This window comes from SAR324 cluster bacterium, from assembly GCA_015232315.1.
Taxonomy (GTDB): domain Bacteria; phylum SAR324; class SAR324; order SAR324; family NAC60-12; genus JADFZZ01.
Genome location: JADFZZ010000030.1, coordinates 26,921 through 46,996, shown reverse-complemented (window position 1 = coordinate 46,996; position 20,076 = coordinate 26,921). Strand labels below are relative to the sequence as shown.

Below are 20,076 nucleotides of genomic sequence, written 5' to 3'. Positions count from 1 at the left end.
CGGCGGGTCGCCCCTACGGTTGTCCATTTATGTAGGGGCGACCGGCGGGTCGCCCTGGTTGCCCACGTGTTTAATGTGATCGACATATTATGAGGGCGACCGGCGGGTCGCCCCTACGGTTGTCCATTTATGTAGGGGCGACCGGCGGGTCGCCCTGGTTGCCCACGGTTTATATGATTCATGCGACCATCAAATTTCAGGGCGATCCGCGGGTCGCCCCTACGATGATGTTCCTAAATTTGATGGAATCGGGAAAAAACGGTTGAAAAAACGGTTTGTGTCTGGTCCATCACGGATCGTTGCCACGCTGGATCATCCGGATAAAACATTTCCCGAAACAATTGCTGTTCGTGTGTTGCGATTTCAGGTGTTTTGGCACCCCAATGGTGAATCTGGTTTTCCACAATCATCCGACGGAGGGTTTCCATAAAACCATCCATGGTCTGGGTGTTGAGCGTGCCATATTCAAAACTGACCGGAAGATATGTTTTACCTTCTGCCCGCAACGGTTCTCCCAGAAAATCACAGAGGCTGCCCACCACTTCGTAAGCGGTGTGTTTCCGGAGGTAGTCATTGATCGACAGTCCGGCAAACAGGGTTTCCAGCAGTTCATGCTGAACCAGCGGTGAAGTTGGATAAAGCAGATGCAGATGCCCCCATTGTCCGAAACCTGAATGCAGATGAATCAGAAACACCGTTGGATAATCCTTTGCGTGTTCGGTGATGATTTCTCTCAATCGCAACACTTCGGGTTCCTGCGAGTCCCCGCCATAGAAAATTCCCTGTGGTGAATGATGTTGTCCTCCGGCCGCCGCCTGAAACACGGTGGCTTGCGAGTGATGCTCAATCTGTTTGCGGGCTTGTGCCCGGAACAAGCGTGAACTCGCATAGCATTTCCGGGGTTCCAGAAAGGATTGCAGTTGTTCATACGCTTGATTGTGGTGTTTATCGAAATTTCCTGAGACGGTGAAGCCATTCCGGTTCAGATCAATGTTTTTCGCGTTGACTCGCCGGTCATGCCTGAAACCATAGGGATTCACTGCATGGATCAGCAATATCCCGGTGGTGTTGCGGTCAATCCATGAGTCCAGTGATTTAAGAAACAGCCGTTGAATCACACTGCCGATATAGCCTTCCACGCCATGAATTCCGGACGTGATGACCAGCAACCGTTGCGGCTTCGTGATTGCCGGCAACAGCAGGGTATGAGTCAACAGTGAGGCCTCCGGGTCCGTGCGGAATTCCTGAATTCTTGCATTGTCATATTGTCCGGCCTCTGCAACAAATAAATCGCGGGACGTGTCATAGGTTTGTGCAAACAGTGTTTCATCGGACATAGTATTTATGCTCAAACAGATTAAGAAAAAGCAAGAATCTGCTTATCTGCATAACATATCGAACAATAATCCCGCAATGGCTTTTTTAGGAACGTTCAACTTATTTTTTTGTCGTGCTTCAGCGCACAAAAACTGCGAGACGTTCACCGGATGATGAAGGATTGATTTATGAACCCATGGCATGTCATTCTGGTTGTATTATTGTTGTTCGGGAACACCTGTTCCTGGGCGGCAACTCCGGTGATGCTGGAATCGGGTAAAGATCATTATTCACTGGGACCTTATCTGGATATTCTGGAAGACAAGGCTGGCCAATGGACGATCGGGGATGTCAGTTCATCTAAACTCGAATCTTCCTGGAAACCGAGCCAGAAAGAAACACCGGGTTTCAGTTTTACCAAATCTGTGTATTGGGTGCGTTTCGACCTTCAGCATGGCGTGGAGGTTCAGAAAGAATGGTTTCTGGAAATCGGTGTTCCCCGACTTGACAGGATTGACCTCTATCAACCTTCTGCTGAAGGCAACTGGCTCATCACTAAAAATGGGAACATAATTCCGTTTAGTCAACGGGAATTCAAGAATCGCTTTTTTTTGTTTCGCCTCCATAAGCCACTTCCAGAGAGCCAACGGTTCTATCTTCGAATTCAAAGCGAAACAGCGATCATCCTTCCAATGACCATCTGGTCTTCCGTTGCCTGGACGAACCATCTGGAAGAATCCAACTACGGATTAGGACTCTATTACGGAATTATCCTGGTGATGCTGTTCTATAATCTGAGCCTGTTCGCCAGCCTCAGGGAACTGGCCTATCTGTATTATGTTCTGCACATTCTGGCATTTTGTTTGTTTCAACTGAGTATGGATGGTTTGGCTTACAAGTATCTATGGCCTGATTATCCATGGTGGGGCAACAATGCGGTTCCGTTCTTTCTGAGTCTTTTCGGGATCTTTGCCGCTCAGTTTTCCCGTTCGTTTCTGAAAACAAAAACCTATATCCCAATGTGGGATTCTGTTTATATTTTCGGGATGTTCCTGTTTGCAGGATCAATCGGATTAATGTTTATGGTGTCTTTAGAAATTGTCATTCTTTTCCTTTTCCTGTTGCATGTCACTGGTAGTGCCGGTTTGGTTTGGACGGCCTTATTATGCCTGAAAAAAGGCTATGCGCCCGCACGTTATTATTTGATGGCGTTTACAGTAAATATCGCGGGTGGAATTATTTATGCGCTGAGATCATTTGGCGTTCTGGCAACATCATTTCTGACAGACAATGCGTTTGATATAACGTCTGCCATGCAGGTTACCCTGTTTTCTTTGGGGTTGGCTGACCGGATCAATCAGGATCGGAAGGAAAAATATATCGCGCAACAGGAGACATTGGCCGTTCAAGCTAAAATTCTGGAGACACAACAGGAATCCTTCAGGCAGTTACAAAAACTTGATCAACTCAAAGATGAGTTTTTAGCCAGCACATCCCGGCAGTTGAGAACGCCCCTGAACGAAATCATCGGTTTGAGTGAATCTTTGCTGGGAGTTTACGATGAAAAATCCAATGAAATATTGAACTTTGCGTTCAAGTCTCCGTCAGATCTTTTCAAGACAAGCCTTATTGAAAAAATGAAATCGCAAGATGCTGAACTGGAAAGTCATATTCCGACACAGGAAGACTTCGAACAAATGACCATGGCCTTCAACCAGATAATTAATGCCATCAAAGAAGCCGCAAAACTAATTGTTTCAACGAAAAACTATATTGACAACATTCTGTATTCAATGATGGACACTCTGATTGTGTTCAACCCGGATGGAACAATCCGGACTGTGAATCCGATGACACTGAATCTGTTGGGCTATAGCGAGAACGAACTGATAGGAAAACGCCATGATGAAATCATTGAAGGATACGAAACCAGGCAGTTTCTTCATACGCCGCTGATGGACCTCATTCAAAAAGAAGTGATTCAAGGTTTGGAAGTTGTGTATCGAACCAGAACCGGGGATCGCATTCCCATGCTGTTGTCGGGGTCTGTCATGAGTGACCGTGAGGGGCAGATGGATGGGATCGTTTGTGTGGCACAGAACATCACCGATCGAAAAAAGGCTGAGATCTCCTTGAGACAAACCATTGAACATCTGCTGGCCGCAAATCGACAGATCCAGGAAACACAATCACAACTGGTGCAATCCGCCAAGTTGGCCTCGATCGGGGAATTGGCCACAGGCATTGCCCATGAACTGAATCAACCGCTGGCCTATCTGCGAAACATTTCACAACTGCGTATTCAGATGGGACCTGAAGCGCTTTCTCCCGAATTGGCGTATGAAACGTTTGCGGAATTTGTGGATCAAACGGACCGGATGCGGAAGATCATCAATCACTTGAGAGATTTTGCGCGTCAGTCACCCAAATTTTTTGAACCGGTGGATCTGCACGCTGTGCTGGAAAACAGCTTTACCCTGTTGAATGAACAATTACGTCATCGGAATATTGAGGTGATTTATGAACTGGCTGAGTCTTTACCGGAAATTTCCGGAAACGCTTCTCAACTGGAACAGGTTTTTATCAATCTGCTGAGCAACGCACGGGATGCGCTGGAGGGCGTCGAGCAGGCCCGATTAACCATTCAGTCCGTGTTCCAGCCTCAGTCAGCGGGGCCGGGACAGGTTCTCATGCGGTTCCGTGATAATGGTTGTGGCATCCCGGAATCCAATTTAACCAGCATTTTTGATCCCTTTTTCACCACCAAGGAAGTTGGGCGGGGAACCGGCTTGGGATTGTCCATCAGCTACGGCATCATTCAGGAACATGGTGGCAGTATCCGGGTTTCCAGCGAAGAAGGCAAAGGCTCCGAATTTGAGTTGACGTTTCCCTGTCGGGATAACACAAATCAGAATGAATCTTAATAATACCGCAACCGTAGGGGCGACCGGCGGGTCGCCCGTACATCACAGCATAAGCGACAAAAGGTCGGATCACCCACAAATCAGAACATGAACAGGAAACAGTATGGACTCAGAAATTGTGAGAGGATCCCAATGTAAAGGCTTCCGCGGAGAAGATGGCATTGTTCGAATGATTTATGAAACCAATGCACAGTTAGTATTAGAAGATGCGCGAAATAACGTGGAACTCGTAAATAAATTAACTGGAAATAAAAAACGGCCATTGCTGGTGGATGCGAGGCATTCAAAATCTGTGGATAAAGCCGCACGAGCCTATTTGGCCTCAGAAGGCGCAAAAAATCTCAGTGCCTTTGCCATACTGGTGGAATCCCCGCTGAGCAGGATGATTGGTAATTTTTTTATCGGTTTGGATAAGGGGCCAATTCCCACCAGACTGTTTACTTCTGAAACAGAGGCTCTTCGCTGGTTGGGAGAATTTCTTCAATGAAACATCAAATATCCTTTGCAGGGGATGAACGAATCTCTCAAATTATGGAACTGGTCATTGCGTTGGCTGCCGGAAATCTGGAGCAACGAGGCACTGTCTCTGACGCTGGTGATGAACTGGACGCGATCCTGGGTGGCTTGAACATGCTGGCAGAAGAACTGATGAATTCTACAAATTCGTTGAAAGCGGCTCGAAATTATTATGAAAACATCATTAAATCCATGGTTGATACATTGATTGTCCTGAATGCAGAGGCGATCATTCAAACCGTGAATCCTGCTACGCTGGCGCTGTTGGGCTATGAGGAAAAAGAACTGGTGGGAACGTCCTTCCGCATCATTCTGGACGACACGGACACACTCTTCAGGGAATATGGTGATCTGCTCAACCAACAGAATACCATTCATAATCTGGAAATAAACTATGTGACCAAAGAACATAGAAAGATTCCCATGTTGTTTTCAGCCTCTGTGATCCATGATGACGCTGGCAACATCCACGCAATTGCCTGTGTCGCCCAGGATATTACCCAACGAAAAGAAGCGGAAATTAAACTGCAAAAATTTGTCGATGCGTTGATGAGCACCAACAAACAGCTTCAGGAAACACAGACTCAACTCGTGCAGTCCGCCAAACTGGCTTCAATCGGAGAGTTGGCAACCGGGGTTGCTCATGAACTCAATCAACCGCTGGCGTATTTGCGGAACATCTCGCAATTGCGCCTCCAGATGGGACCGGAAGCCCTTACCGGTCAATTGGCCTATGAAACTTTTGAAGAGTTCGTCCAGCAAACCGACCGTATGCGAAAGATCATCAATCATTTGAGAAACTTTGCCAGACACAGTCCTCAAACGCCGAAACTGATTGATCTGCCTGTGATTCTGGAAAGCAGTTTCACCTTATTGAATGAGCAATTCAGGTTGCGCAACATTGAAGTGAAATGGGAGTTGGCAGAAGGGTTGCCTCAGATCATGGGCAATGCCTCACAACTGGAGCAGGTGTTTATCAATCTGTTGAGCAATGCCCGCGACGCTCTGGATGGAAATCCGGAATCTCAGGTGGTCATACAGACAGAACATCGCCCTCAACCGGTTGGAGCCGGAGAGGTTGTTATCCGCTTCAAAGACAACGGCTGTGGTATCCCCAGGGAGATGATCGACCGTATTTTTGATCCGTTTTTCACCACCAAGGAAGTGGGCAAGGGAACAGGATTGGGATTATCCATCAGTTATGGCATTGTGAAGGAACACCAGGGCACCATCACGGTTTCCAGCAAAAAAGATCAAGGCACCGTGTTTGAACTCTCGTTCCCCTGCCCGGGCCCGTAGGGGCGACCCGCCGGTCGCCCGTACAACAACGCAATGATCAGGCCGTACGTAGGGGCGACCCGCCGGTCGCCCTTCTCTCAACACAAGGCCAAGAACAAAAAATAATGTTCAGGAATCAATATGGAATCCAAGGCAATAGAGTTCTCACAAGGAAAAATCTGGTTTGATGAAGAGCAAGGCATCATTCATTTTGCGCATAGGCCGAAGGCGGTTGTCACCATAGAGGATTCAAGGAAATATATTGAAACAGTACCTATTTTTGGCAATAAAAGATATCCCTTGCTGGTCGATCTCCGGCAAATAAAAGCTATAACCAAAGACGCTCGATCCTATTTTGCGAACGAGGGTTCCAAAGTAGTTTTGGCACTTGCGTTGCTGGTTTCATCACCACTGAGCAAGATCATTGGCAATTTTATTATCAGCATGGAACATTATTCCATTCCCACCAGACTTTTCACTTCTGAAACAGAAGCAGTGGACTGGTTGAAAAAGCTAGTAGTAGAGACGCACGATGCGCACGTCGCTACAGACCTGTGAATAGGTTGCCCGGTGTTTTAACTGATACAACCTGTTTTTGATGTTCCGGAACAATACTTATTTTCACCAGTCTTCGAGGTAAACATGCTTTCTGAGGAAACAAGGGGTCAAAGCCTTCTGATCGTGGATGATGACCCGTCTATTCGTAAACTTTTGCTGGAAATTTTGAAACAGACTCCGCACGAAGTGGATTCTGCCATGGATGGAGAGGAGGGGTTTCAAAAATACATAGAACGATTTATTTCTCCGGACAAAGAGGCTGACGACAAAAAACAACCTTATGACCTGATGATTGTCGATCTTAAAATGCCTCGTATGGATGGTCGCGCCCTGATTCAGAGTATTCGCAAAACCAACCCTGATCTGGCCTTCATCGTATTGACCGGGCATGGCGATTTGACTCAGGCAAACCTCCTGTTGACAGACTATGGCATTTCCGACTTTCTGTTAAAACCACTGGACCATCCCAATCAATTGCTGTTTTCCATCACAAACGCTCTTGAAAAACGACGCTTGAACCTTGAATTGAAAGCACAGTACAGGCTGGTTCGTGATCTCACCATTGAGCGGGGAAAACTGATCCAGAAACTGGAATTTCGGGTTGAACAGGGTCAGATGGAATTGAAGAATGAGCGGGAGCAACGGTTGAAGATTGCTGAGGAACTGGCTCAGCATCGAACCTTGCTCAATCAATGGAATTCAATTCCTGCCGAGATTCAGAACACGATGGAAGACGTGTTGAATCGCTTTGGTTCTGAGGTGAATGATCTGGATCCTGAATTGCTGGGGGCCCTCATTCGCATGACCAGTCGCTATGGCAACAATCTATCCCAATTTATCAAGATCAGTAAAGAACAGGATCTCCAATCCATTCACAAACGACAGGAGCGGATCGACCTGCTGAAAAAACTTCCGCTGTTCAGTCAACTCAATGCGTTCGAACTGATCACCCTCACTGAAAAAATGCGGGAAATGGAGGTGCCTGCGGATACGATTCTGCTGACACAGGGACAACCTGCGGATAAGGTTTATTTTGTCGAAGCCGGAGATTTGGAGATTCTGGTCAACGATGAGCTGGTTGCTCATCGGACACCGGGGGATTCTGTGGGGGAAATGTCTTGTCTGAGAGGCGAAGAAAACGCCTCAGCCACTGTCAGGGCACTGACACCATGTCGTATTCTGCAAATTGAACGGGATGAATTTATGGAGGTCGTTAACCGGTTGCCGCAGTTATGGCAGCAGGTTTTTCGTGACATGAGCCAGCGCCTGACTGACAGCAATCAGCGCACCAGCGAGTTGTTTCAACATAGTTCTCAGGGGTTGATGAAAATCGACCCGACAGGAAACGTCACCAATGAATATTCCCTTCAGTGCACCCATTTGCTGGGTACCCGTCAACTGATGGGAAAATCTGCTGAAAGCCTGTTATTTCCAAACAATCCGCGCTATCAGGAAGAATGGCGACTCACCTTCACGCTTCTGTTTGAAAACACCGTGATGGGCTTTGACATGCTCACGGATATGTTTCCCAAAGAAACAACCATCGTTCTGGGAGGAGAGTCCAGAGAATACCGGTTGAGTTATTATCCCTGCCGCAATGCGGAAAAGAAACTGGTGGCCCTGGATGTTGGTATTGATGATGTCACTCAGGAAAGAATACTGGCTCGTGAAGGAGAGCAACTCAAAAAAGAAAGAGCGGTTGTTCAAAAAATTTATGAAGACCCTGATTCTTTTTTACAATTTCTGCGACTTGCGGAAGCAACGACTGAATCGGTCCAACAATTTGCTCAGTGCTTGTCAGCAACGCCGACCGACGACACACTCAAGGCCCGGGTTGACCTGATGCGGCAATTGCATACGCTGAAGGGAATCAGCGGAATTTTTCTGTTTGATCGCCTGAAAAAAATTACCCATGAGCTTGAAGATGCCTTGCGTCGTGACAACCGGAACGATCTGGATCCACCATCTGCCAAAACACAACTGGAAGAGGGCCTTAACCAACTGGACGCACAAATGCAGTATGCGCATGCCCTTCTGGATACCATGAAACCAGAGGTGAAACGCAGAATGATGGGGATTGTCTTTTCACGGGAACAGTTTGCTCTGCTGAAAGAGAGTCTTCAGCAGGAAAAAAACCCGAAAGTCTGGCAGATTGTGAATCAGGTGGATCTGGTTCCTGTGAAAAAACTGACTCAACACTGGCCTGATGAAATCGCGAAATTGAGTCAACAGTTAGGCAAACTGGTGAAATTCCGCATTCATGAAACCGAACCGGTAGCAATCATCCATGAGTTGTTTGAAAAACTCGAAGCACCACTGATACATTTACTGCGGAACTCGATGGACCACGGAATTGAAACACCCGATATACGCTCCCGACGGGACAAATCCGAATGGGGTTACATCACCTTCGGAATTTCCAGGGTGGAGAACAACCTGATCCTTAAAATAGCAGATGACGGGCAGGGAATTGATCTGGATAAAGTGATTCAAAAGGCACGCTCTCATCCGGGTCTTGATTCCTCTCTGCTTCAGCAATGGATTGACCGTCAGGTTGCCTGGAAAATCCTGTTTTTACCGGGATTCAGCACCGCCTCGAAGGTAACCGATGTTTCAGGACGTGGTGTGGGAATGGATGCGGTGAAAGCGATGATTGAAGAATTGGGCGGTTCGCTTGAGGTTGAAACCGAACCGCAGCAGGGAACAGCCTTTGTGTTGAATATCCCCTTGAAAAATTGAGGATTGTGATATGGATTTAGGGCGACCGGCGGGTCGCCCCTACATCATTGCGGAAAACCGTTTGGGCGACCGGCGGGTCGCCCGAAATGATCCTGCAAACAGATCAGACACGCACCATGACTCATAGCTTTTTGCAACAACACCATCGAGGCAGAAATGACTCCTGACACAACCGCAAATCAAAAAATTCTCATCGTGGATGATGACCCGTATATTCGCAAACTGTTGCTGGAGATTCTGAAACAGACGCCGCATGACGTGGATTCGGCCATCGATGGGGTGGATGGTTTGGAAAAATTTTTAAAAACACCCTTTGATTTGATCATTGTGGATTTGAGGATGCCTCGTATGACAGGCAGTGCCTTGATTGACAATATTCGCCAGATCAATCCAGACACAGCCTTCATCGTGTTGACCGGTCATGGTGATTTTAAAGAAGCAAATCGATTGCTGCTCGAAGCTCACATCTCTGATTTTCTGCTCAAACCGCTGGATCATCCCAGTCAACTGTTGTTTTCCATTGCGAACGCCCTGGAAAAAAGGCGGTTGACGCTCCAGATGAAAGCCATGTATCTCGAACTCAAACAACTCACGGACGAACGTGAAAAGCTGATTCAGCGTCTGGAACATCGTGTGGAACGGGATGAGATCGAGTTGGTTCAGGAGCGTCGAAGTCGCCTGAAAATCGCTGAGGAACTGGAACACCATCGGCAGGTGCTCAAACAATGGAATGCCATCCCCCCGGACATTCAGAACGCTATGGAAACAGTGTTGAATCGTTTTGCGTCTGAAGTGAATTTTCTGGATCAGGAACTGATGGACACCTTGATACGTATGACCAGTCGTTATGGTGAAAATCTGTCAAATTTTATCAAAATCAGCAAGGAGCGAGACCTTCAATCCATCCATAAAAGACAGGGCCGGATTGCACTGCTTAAAAAACTGCCGCTGTTCAGTGAACTCAGTTCGTTTGATCTCATCACTCTCACCGAGAGCATGACTGAAATGGCGGTGCCGCCTCACACCATCCTGCTCAGGCAGGACCAACCTGCGGATAACGTTTATTTCATTGAATCCGGTGAGTTGGAAATTCTGGTCAACGACGAACTGGTCGCGCATCGGACCGCAGGCGGTTCTGTGGGCGAAATGTCCTGCTTGAGAGAAGAAATATACGCTTCAGCTACGGTGCGAACCCTGACTCCCTGCCATGTTTTGCAAGTTGACCGGGGCGTATTCATGGCAATTGTCAACCGGTTGCCTGAGTTATGGCAACGAGTGTTCAAAGATTCTTCATCCCGGTTATTGGAAACTGACCGGAGATTCAGTGAAATTCTCAAACATACCCACCAGGGGCTGGTGAAAGTGGATTCTACTGGAAGGATCACCCATGATTATTCAACGCAGTGTGTGCGGTATCTCGGCCGGAATGATCTGGAGGGAAAACCGGTTGAGGAAATCCTGTTTTCTTCCCCGGACCAGCAACAACAATGGCAACAATGTTTTCACATCCTGTTTGAACAAGCCGCCCTGTTTGAACAGAATATCCAGCAGTTGCCCCGCGAAGTTCAGTTTCAACATCCAACGTTGGGAGAACGCCAGTATCAGTTGTTTTATTATTCCTGTCTGGATCAGAATGGGAAGGTCCTTGCGGTGGATATTGGCCTGGAAGACATCACTCTGCATAAAGTGATCGAGATCACCCTGCAAAATGCCAAAAATCTGGCAGAGCAGGCCAATCAGGCCAAGTCCGATTTTATTGCCAAAATGTCGCATGAAATGAGAACCCCCCTGACAGGGATCATCGGCTTCTCGGACCTTGTGCTGACCGCGGACACCACCGCGGACTGTCATGCCTACACCCGCTATATTCAGAAAGAATCCGTCATTCTCCTGGAACTCATCAACAGCCTGCTGGATCACGCGAAAATTGCCGCCGGCAAGTTTGAACTGGCACTCAATCCCTTCCCTCTGCAACCCTTTATTCAGGAACTCACGGAACTCCTGATGCCCCGGATAGAAGAAAAAAAACTGCGGTTTCACCGTGACATTGCTCCGGATTTGCCGGAAACGCTGGTGGGTGATGCCTCACGCTTGCGCCAGATCCTGACAAATCTGCTCGGCAATGCCGTCAAATTTACCGCCTCCGGAAGCATCTCCCTCACTCTGCGGAAACAGGAACAGAAAGGGGATCAGGTCCAACTGTATTTTGCCATTCAGGATACAGGAATTGGTATTGCGGAAGAACATTTACAGACAATTTTTGATAGTTTTTCTCAGGCAGACAGCAGTATCAGCCGAAAATTTGGCGGAACCGGACTGGGGACAACCATTTCCAGAGAACTGGTGACGCTGATGCAGGGAGAGATTGGTGTGCAAAGTCAACCGGGTCGGGGAAGCACCTTCTGGTTCACCGTCTGGCTGACCCTTGCGAAAGAAACGCGAAAAACAGCTTCAGACAAAGGATCCATAACCGGGAGCGCTGCTTCACAATTTCAGGGAAAAATTCTGCTGGCCGAAGATTACCCCACCAATCAGGAAGTGATCATGGCGAGTCTGAAGCGTCTCGGCTGTGAGGTCACGCTGGCGGAAAATGGTGAACAGGTGTTGACTCTGTTGCGGCAAGACCTGTTTGATCTGATTCTGATGGATGTGAACATGCCTGTGATGGATGGCTTGACCGCAACCCGGAAAATCCGGGAAATGGAAGAGTTGTCCGGATTGCGTATTCCGATTGTCGCGCTTTCAGCAAGCAGTGCTAAAAGTGACAGGGATGCCTGCCTTGACGCGGGGATGGATGACTTTCTCGAAAAACCTTTCAGCCGTCAACGCATTCTTGAAGTGTTCAGCAAATGGTTGCCATCAGCTCCTGAGAGGCCAAAAGATCATGGTCTTCAGGCAACGTCTGGAACAACAGAAAATGAGACGGTTGCGCCGGCAACTTCACCGGTGAGCAAAGCGCCTCCCATGATTTATGAGGAGGCTCTGGAGCGGTTTGACGGCGATGTGAAACTCTGGAAAAACATTATGTCCAAATTTCTGGTCCTCACTGAACAGCAGTTTGAACGTATGAAAAATGCTGTTTTACAAAAAAACAGTGAACTTCTGGGCCGTGAAGCCCACTCCCTCAAAGGCTCAGCCAGCATCCTTGCGGCCCATGCCATGACGGAAACAGCCTATGAACTCGAAAAACTTGGAAATTCCGGCAAATTTGATGGAGCGGATGTTCTGATTTCGCGACTGATAAGCCAGAAACAAGAACTGGAAACCTATTTCAATCAAGAGGAATATCATGAAAATAATGATCGTTGATGACAGTCTGGTGGCTCGTGAATCTTTGAGGGCTCTGCTTGGTCCTTATGGAACCTGTGATGTGTTTTCCGATGCCCTGGAAGCCATCCAGGGGTTTCATCTGGCACATGCCAAAGGACAACCCTACCAACTGATGACACTGGACATTGATATGCCCGGCATGAATGGCAAACAGTTGATGAGTTACATTCGGGAATGGGAAAACTATTCAAACTTAACGGCTCAGAAAATCAGAATCATCATGATTACGATGATCACAAACTACCATAAAAAGGGGGCCGATTCTTCCAAACATGGCTGTGAGGACTGCATTGTCAAACCTGCTACCCGGGAAAAAATCGCGGCGATTCTTGGTCATACCGCTGAGTATTATAAAAATCACCCTCAGGGACACCATGAATCCTGATAAGGAATGGCAAAAGTTTTATAAAAATCGTATGTTTGACGGGCACGTCGTTCTACCGGAAAACTGAACAGCCCGGCATTAGACCGCCTCTGGAGTTCTCTGCGATTCCAGGATCTTTTGTTCAAACTGTTTCTGGGTGAAGGGTTTGATCAGATAGCCATCACAACCTGCTTCCGTTGTCTTTTCCAGTTGTTCCTTGAACGAAAGCGCCGTCAACGCGATAATCCTGATCGGAGTCCGGTGGTGTTCCTGTTCCCATTGACGAATGAGACGGGTGGCGGTGTAACCATCCATGACCGGCATTTGCATGTCCATCAGCACAAGATCAAAGTCTTCTTTCTGGAAATGCTCCAGTGCCTGTTTTCCATCTTCGGCCAGCACAACCGAGGTCTGGAGTTTTTGAAGAAGTTTTTTGATAATCAACTGGTTGTCAAACGAATCTTCAGCCAGCAATATTCTAAGGGGTTTTGTTTCGGCCCTAGGCTCCAGTTGGGGCGTTGCAACCGGTTTTTCGATTTTTTTGGAATTGTCCGGAGGGGCGATGCTTAATGGAATTTCAAAGTAAAATCGACTTCCCTTCCCTTCTTTGCTTTCCACATGGATCTGACCACCCATCAGCTCAACCAGTTTTTTACAAATGGTCAATCCCAGGCCACTGCCTCCATATTTTCTGGTTGTCGAAGAATCCACCTGGGTGAAACTGTCAAAAATGGATGACAGTCGATGGTCGGGAATTCCAATGCCGGTATCCTGCACAGAAAAGCGCAAAAGCACCTCTCCGGGTGGAGATTCAGTCTGTTGCACCTGCTCGATCTGGAGGGTCACGGATCCCTGTTCTGTAAATTTGATGGCATTGCCCACAAGATTGGTCAGGATCTGCCTCAGTCGGGCTGGATCTCCCCGCAGGCTGGCGGGAACCCCGGGAGCCAGATGATAAATCAACTCCAGATTTTTTTTCTGTGAGGACAACCGTAACATGGTTTCATGTTTACGGATCAACTCATGCAGATCAAACGGGATGATTTCCAGTTCCATCCGGTTGACTTCGATCCGTGACAAATCAAGGACATGATTGACCAGTTCAAGCAGTGTTTCGCCACTTCGCATGATGGACGAGGCGTATTCCTGTTGAACGGTTGTCAGGGGGGTCTCGTCCAATAATTCTGTCATACCCAGAATGGCATTCAGCGGGGTGCGGATTTCATGACTCATGACCGACAGGAACTCACTTTTGGCTTTGTTGGCGGCTTCTGCCAGTTCCCTGGTATGAAGCAGAACTTTGTTTTGCCGGATCAGATCGTCTCTGGCCTGTAGCAGATCGCCTGTTCGAGTTTTTACGGTTTCTTCCAGGCCTTGTTTTGTGAGTTCAAGTTCCCTTGTCATTGCTCGGGCAATATTTTCTGCTTTTCGATTGACGAAATACAGGGAATAAACCACATAAAACAGCAACAGGTCAATCAATGTTCCGGCGATGACCACAAATCGGGGCTGGTTATAATCGCTTTTGAAGGTGAAATCATCAGGTGTTTTGAAATATAAAGTCCATGGATGTCCCTGACGGGTGATCGTCTCAGTCCTGTTTAAAACGGGTGTCTGTGAAGACTCTGGATGAGAACGCCCCGAGGAACTGTATAACAGGTTTTCATAAGTCATTTGTTCCCCGTCATAAATTTCAAACTCTATGCTGGTGTCTTCGCTGCCAAGTATCCCCTTCATGAGGTCGCCCATGCGAAAGGGCGCGTAAACCCAACCGACAAAATGTGCTCTGCGGTCTTCCGGTGACGACAATGTCCGGGCGGGTTGGTCATACAGGGGGGTGTAGATCAAAAAACCTTTCTGGATGTCCTTTTCTGTTTCCTGAACCAGCAAAATCATTCCGGAAGTCGCGGCCACGCCCTGATCTCTGGCGCGCCTCATGGCTTTTTGCCGGATGTCATTGGACCACATGTCATAGCCAAAGGCTCGTTGATTGCGCCAGTCAAACGGTTCCAGCCAGATGATGGCGGAATACAGTTCACGGGTTCCGGTGGGTTTGATGTCATACTCAGGGAATCCTTCAGCCCGGATGGCGGTGACATGGGACTCTTTGTCTGCGGGCAAGACTGGAATGCTGAAACCGATTCCCTGAATTCCAGGCCATTGATTGATGAGGTTCAGTTGTTCCACATAGTTTTTCCAGCGTTTCCGGGTGGGCTTTTCGGTTTGTGATAGAAAGGCCACGCCCCCCCAGAGAACCTGTTCATAGATATCGAGACGCTCCTTAATGGCGATTTCAATCTCAAGGGAGCGGAAATAAAACTGGTCAGAGCGTCGTTGTTGTACAAACGAGACGGATAAAAAATAGGCAACAACCGTTAAACTCAGAGACACGCACAGGATGACCCATGCGGCGGCCGGATTGTGAATAATATCGATAAATCGTGTTTGAAAATTTGATTTTCCAGAGAATTGATCACGAATTCGTGTCATTCAATCAACTCAAAAGTTAGGGTTGTTCATAATCAATTTCAAGCAGGTCATGGAGTTTTTTAATCTCTCCGAGGATTTTTCTACAATCCCGGGACTCCTGATTTTTAGCGATCTGTTCCAGATGTGCTCCCAGTTCATTGATTCGGGGATGTGTCATCATACCTTTGATTTTATGCGCGATCATTCGCAGTTGCTCAAAATCCTGTTGCTCAAGGGCTGTGACGGCCAACTGGATTTGCTTGCGCTGAAAATCCCTGACCTGAGGCATCACCTCCCGGAAATCGGATCCCAGGGTGATCCGAAGTCGGGGGGGGCGCGTTGAGGCCACCAGGGATTCATTGGCCTCAGTGTGAGACGGGTCAGAGGTGTTATGGATTACTTCAAGAACTTTACGGAACAAGGTGTCCTTTTTGAGTGGTTTGGTGATGACTCCGTCGCATCCCGCATCAATGGCAAGTTGTAACTCTTCCTGAACGGAATTTACCGTGAGTGCCAGGATCGGTGTTGGTGTTGAGCGTTTTTTCTGTTGAATTTCACGAATCATTCTGGTGGCATCATAGCCATTCATAACAGGCATGCGAATGTCCATCAGAACCAGGTCATACTCATTTTTCTGAAACAGCGCGATTCCCTCCAGTCCGTTGCATGCCACATCCACCGTTGCCCCCCATTGGATGAGATGGTGTGTGAATATGGTCTGATTGTCTTTTATATCTTCCACAAGTAAAATCCGTAAAGGTGGAAGTTTCTGAGTTATGTTCAGATTTTCATCCGCATCATTTTCTGTATGTATCCGTTCTTCTGAAAAGTCAGAATCCTCCGTGAGAACCGTCATAGCATTTAACTCACTCAGAGCAAAGGGCATCATCAAATGAAAGACACTGCCTTTGCCAACTTCGCTTTGGACAGCAATGCTGCCCTTTGCCAGTTCTGCCAGACTTTTACAAAGGGCCAATCCTGTCCCGGTTCCGCCAAAGTCCCCGGTCATGGAACGATCCTCCCGGGTGACTCTATCGAAAATTGTTTCAAGCTGCTCCCGGTCAATTCCAATTCCTGTATCCTGAATGGAAAAACGCAAATGACATTGATGATCTCCGGGTTTAGATTCATTTTGAACTCGAAGGGTAATGCGTCCTGACGGGGTGAACTGAATGGCGTTGCCAATGAGTTTGTAGAGAATGCGTCTTAAATTGAAGGGGTCGCCGAGGAGATTGACCGGTACATCCGGCGCTATGGAATAATCAAAAGACAACCCGGCCTGTTGAGCGCGCAACGCCAGAATTTTCATGTTGCGTTCCAGGAGATCTTTCAGATTGAAATCAACCTGTTCCAGCGCTATTTTTTCTTTGTCCGCATCAGCCAGAGCAAGAATATCCCAAATCATTTCAATCAGAGTACTGCTGGCACTGTTGATGATTTCCACATGGCTTCGCTGGGTATCGCTCAGTTCGGTTGTTTGCAGCAGTTCAGACATACCAATGATGGTATTGAGCGGAACCCGTACTTCATGGTTGATGCTCGCAATAAAATTATTTTTTGCGTTATTGGCAGATTCCGCTTTTTCTTTGGCCTCTCTCAACGCCACTTCCATGTTTTTATAATCAGTGAGATCAATGAACACCAGAATCACTCCGGTAGTGACCTCATTTTCATCACAATAAGGCAAAATCCGGATTTGAAAAAAATTATCATTCACCTGAACATCCCGGGATAAGCTGACATTGCTCTCAAGGACCTCCTGACACCAGGCGTGTAGAGGCCTCAGTTCGGTGGGAAACAAAAGAGAGGTCACTGTCATGCCGATATGATCCGGGTCCATTCCGGGAACCGTGCTCATGGACTGTGTCATCCGTGTGATTTTCAGGTGGCTATCCAGGACCATCAAGGGCGCGCTGTTGTTCAAAATGTTGAGCAGATCCGCATTGGAATGATTCAGTTCCATGGTCCGGTCATTCAATTCGTCGTTGACTGTCAGCAGTTCTTCATTCGTCGATTGCAGTTCCTCACCGGAGACTTCCAGTTCTTCATTTGTCGATTGCAGTTCTTCATTGGTGGATTGCAGTTCTTCGTTGGCCGACTGAAGTTCCTCATTATAAGATTCCAGTTCTTCCATCATGGATTGCAGGTGTTCCCGTGTGGTCGCGAGATCTTGTTCAAGCTCGGTCACACGATTCTGGATTTCCCTATCGGGAGGCGCGTCATCGGACTGTTGCGGGGCAATAGCCAGCTCTTGCAGACAGACAATGTAACAGTCCTTGTATTGCGCTTGTTCCAGGACAGGAAGGATGGTGAGCGTCATCGCACGGTTTGTCGGCGGCGAACCCAACGGGATTTTATGGCTTTTTAGTGGTACGTGCTGTTCCATGGCTTTTTTCAACAGAATCCGGAGTTCAACTCTCAATTCCGGTTGCAACAGCTTGAACAGATTAGTTTCCAGCTTTCCGGAAACTGTTCCAAACCAGGGAACAATATTCCCCTGTATGAATAGAATATCACCGGTTTGATTGATGAGCACAGAACAGGGCACATAATGTTCCAGAAGGTATTTTTGCACCAGCGTCACAGGTGACAGAGTGCCTGTGGATTCCGGCTTTTTCCGGGATGCGATGCGCAGGTTTTGACTGTTGGCTCTGGAAAAAAGAGCTTCTGAACTGAAGGCGAGATTGCGTTGATACAGCTTCTTTTTACTGTCAATGATCGTGAACAACTCCGCGGATTGTGTGGCTGATTCAGATTTTCCCAACAATAAATAGCCGTCAGGATTGAGGGCATAATGAAACAGTGAGAAAATTTCATTCTGTTTTTCAGGTTTGATGTAAATCAGCATGTTGCGGCAACTGATCAGATCCAGTTTGAGATAAGGGGGGTCTTTGAGAATATTGTGCAGGGAACACACAACAATGTTCCGGATTTGTTTCAGGATCTGATAGGTATTGGCGCCTTCAGAAAAAAAACGTTCGCGCAACGACGCCGGGACATTTTCAATGGAACTCACTGAATACAAACCTTTTCTGGCAACAGCGATCGCGCTTTCGTTGAGATCAGTGGCAAAAATTTTGATATCCATATCATAGATCCTGTGTTGCAGATGTTTGGCAAACAGCAAGGCAATGGTGTAGGGCTCTTCGCCTGTGGAACATCCCGGAACCCATACACGAATGGGCTCGTTGCCGGTTTTGGCGGCAATGATCTTACGGATGGCAATTTCCAGTTCCTCAAACACTTCAGGATCTCTGAAGAAGGATGTCACATGGATGAGAAACTCATTGAACAACATTCGGATTTCAGCGGGATGCTGTTCCAGATATTCAATATATTTCTCCAGACTGGCGCTTTTAGTGGCCAGCATTCTTCTGTCAATCCGGCGGAATATGGTGCTTTCACGATATCCTGAAAAATCATGCCCGGTGTGTTCCAGGATCAGTAGAAATATTTTGTGAAGCAGTTGGTTCAGGTTGTCGATATTGTCCTGATGCGTCCGGGCTGATTCTCTGGCATGGAGCAGTCTCAACAGTTCAGACCAAATCTGGTCAGGCTCCAGCACCAGATCTGCACAGCCGGTTTGAATTGCGGAACGTGGCATACCATCGTGTTTTGCGGAGAGTTCATCCTGTACAATCACCACGCCTTCCGCGGCTTTGATGGCTCTAACACCAAACGCACCGTCAGAGCCTGCTCCGGACAAAATAATACCCACGGAATATTTGCCTTTTTCACGTGAGAGCGAAGTGAAAAAAATATCAATGGAGGGCTTGGAGCCTGTGGTCGTGACTGGTTCCAATAACTGGATGGTATTGTTGGCAATGATGATGTCTTTGTTGGGTGGCGTCACATAAATATGATTCATTTCAATGGGCGCATTGTGTTCAGCGTCCACAATCGGAATTTCTGTGCAACGTGCCAGCAGGCTCCCTAGAATTGTTTGATGATGAGGATCCAGATGATGAGCGATGATAATGGCAAGATTGAGTTGATCCGGCAGTGTTGCCAGCAAACGCTGCAAGGCTTCCAGACCTCCTGCTGAGGCGCCGATGCCAACAACAACCTGTTCCTCTCTCTCAAACTCTGAAGTCTCAATATTCTGCTGTTGACTGGAATCCATGGATTCAGTCAGATCCTTGGTGACTGTTGTTTTCGGGGGCATGCATCCTCACATTCAAGGGTAAAAACGTAGCCGGAATTAATCATTATAGGGCGAAGGAAGTACCCGCTCAAAAGTTTTTTAACATGAATCTGGTTCCTGACGTCTCGGCCAAGGCTGTTAAGCACCGTGAAGGCACTTGCACCAATTCCCCCTTGGTTTAGGGGGGTTAGGGGGATGTTATTCTGATCTTTAAATCCCCCTGCCCCCTTTGAAAAGGGGGATTGTCTCGCAGGTAATTTCTTAACTTAACAGCCTTGCACCAGAGGTAGGGAACCAGAAAAAATGTTTAAAGATTGATGGTCGGGTACTTATTCTTAGCCTTAGCCTTATAAAAATAAAAAGGATATGTCGAGTCAGAGATCATAACAAATAAGGTTCCCCGGATCAATTTTTATCAGGAAGCAGTATGACTCTGG

At 47.5% G+C, this 20,076-nt stretch carries 10 protein-coding genes; 7 read left to right on the top strand and 3 right to left on the bottom strand.

Annotated features, from left to right (window positions below):
* Positions 1–233: 233 nt before the first annotated feature.
* Positions 234–1,337, bottom strand: coding sequence for a DUF2817 domain-containing protein (locus HQM11_16740; protein ID MBF0352682.1), 1,104 nt, complete (start codon positions 1,335–1,337; stop codon positions 234–236).
* A 168-nt stretch (positions 1,338–1,505) separates the two neighbouring features.
* On the opposite strand from HQM11_16740, the gene HQM11_16735 reads away from it, so the two are divergent.
* From HQM11_16735 to HQM11_16705, 7 genes are all read left to right on the top strand, one after another.
* Complete coding sequence (locus HQM11_16735; protein ID MBF0352681.1) at positions 1,506–4,241, top strand: PAS domain S-box protein; 2,736 nt, start codon at positions 1,506–1,508, stop codon at positions 4,239–4,241.
* A gap of 103 nt (positions 4,242–4,344) precedes the next feature.
* Entirely contained in the window at positions 4,345–4,728 is a 384-nt protein-coding gene (locus HQM11_16730; GenBank protein MBF0352680.1) for a hypothetical protein, read from the top strand.
* The gene (locus HQM11_16725; GenBank protein MBF0352679.1) at positions 4,725–6,056 is read left to right on the top strand and encodes a PAS domain S-box protein; all 1,332 of its coding nucleotides are present in this window, start codon (positions 4,725–4,727) and stop codon (positions 6,054–6,056) included. Before HQM11_16730 ends, HQM11_16725 begins: the two co-directional genes overlap by 4 nt.
* A gap of 120 nt (positions 6,057–6,176) precedes the next feature.
* Positions 6,177–6,593 (top strand): hypothetical protein, encoded by a 417-nt coding sequence (locus HQM11_16720; protein MBF0352678.1) that lies wholly within the window; start codon positions 6,177–6,179, stop codon positions 6,591–6,593.
* An 84-nt stretch (positions 6,594–6,677) separates the two neighbouring features.
* On the top strand, positions 6,678–9,332 hold the full coding sequence (locus HQM11_16715; protein MBF0352677.1) for a response regulator: 2,655 nt from the start codon (positions 6,678–6,680) through the stop codon (positions 9,330–9,332).
* Between the two features lie 156 nt (positions 9,333–9,488).
* Positions 9,489–12,641, top strand: coding sequence for a response regulator (locus tag HQM11_16710; GenBank protein MBF0352676.1), 3,153 nt, complete (start codon positions 9,489–9,491; stop codon positions 12,639–12,641).
* Positions 12,622–13,047: a response regulator gene (locus HQM11_16705; GenBank protein ID MBF0352675.1), complete on the top strand. Its 426-nt coding sequence runs from the start codon at positions 12,622–12,624 to the stop codon at positions 13,045–13,047. The genes HQM11_16710 and HQM11_16705 overlap by 20 nt, the downstream gene beginning before the upstream one ends.
* A 78-nt stretch (positions 13,048–13,125) precedes the next feature.
* Here HQM11_16705 and HQM11_16700 read toward each other — a convergent pair whose 3' ends face one another.
* Together HQM11_16700 and HQM11_16695 are read right to left on the bottom strand one after the other, a co-directional pair.
* Complete coding sequence (locus HQM11_16700; protein ID MBF0352674.1) at positions 13,126–15,516, bottom strand: CHASE domain-containing protein; 2,391 nt, start codon at positions 15,514–15,516, stop codon at positions 13,126–13,128.
* A 16-nt stretch (positions 15,517–15,532) separates the two neighbouring features.
* Positions 15,533–19,660, bottom strand: coding sequence for a response regulator (locus HQM11_16695; GenBank protein MBF0352673.1), 4,128 nt, complete (start codon positions 19,658–19,660; stop codon positions 15,533–15,535).
* Positions 19,661–20,076: the final 416 nt, after the last annotated feature.

Bases quoted from the DNA above. Each gene is read 5' to 3' on its own strand.
- HQM11_16720 (MBF0352678.1), top strand. From the start codon at position 6,177: ATGGAATCCAAGGCAATAGAGTTCTCACAAGGAAAAATCTGGTTTGAT.
- HQM11_16700 (MBF0352674.1), bottom strand. From the start codon at position 15,516: ATGACACGAATTCGTGATCAATTCTCTGGAAAATCAAATTTTCAAACA.
- HQM11_16725 (MBF0352679.1), top strand. From the start codon at position 4,725: ATGAAACATCAAATATCCTTTGCAGGGGATGAACGAATCTCTCAAATT.
- HQM11_16740 (MBF0352682.1), bottom strand. From the start codon at position 1,337: ATGTCCGATGAAACACTGTTTGCACAAACCTATGACACGTCCCGCGAT.
- HQM11_16715 (MBF0352677.1), top strand. From the start codon at position 6,678: ATGCTTTCTGAGGAAACAAGGGGTCAAAGCCTTCTGATCGTGGATGAT.
- HQM11_16730 (MBF0352680.1), top strand. From the start codon at position 4,345: ATGGACTCAGAAATTGTGAGAGGATCCCAATGTAAAGGCTTCCGCGGA.
- HQM11_16735 (MBF0352681.1), top strand. From the start codon at position 1,506: ATGAACCCATGGCATGTCATTCTGGTTGTATTATTGTTGTTCGGGAAC.
- HQM11_16705 (MBF0352675.1), top strand. From the start codon at position 12,622: ATGAAAATAATGATCGTTGATGACAGTCTGGTGGCTCGTGAATCTTTG.
- HQM11_16695 (MBF0352673.1), bottom strand. From the start codon at position 19,660: ATGCCCCCGAAAACAACAGTCACCAAGGATCTGACTGAATCCATGGAT.
- HQM11_16710 (MBF0352676.1), top strand. From the start codon at position 9,489: ATGACTCCTGACACAACCGCAAATCAAAAAATTCTCATCGTGGATGAT.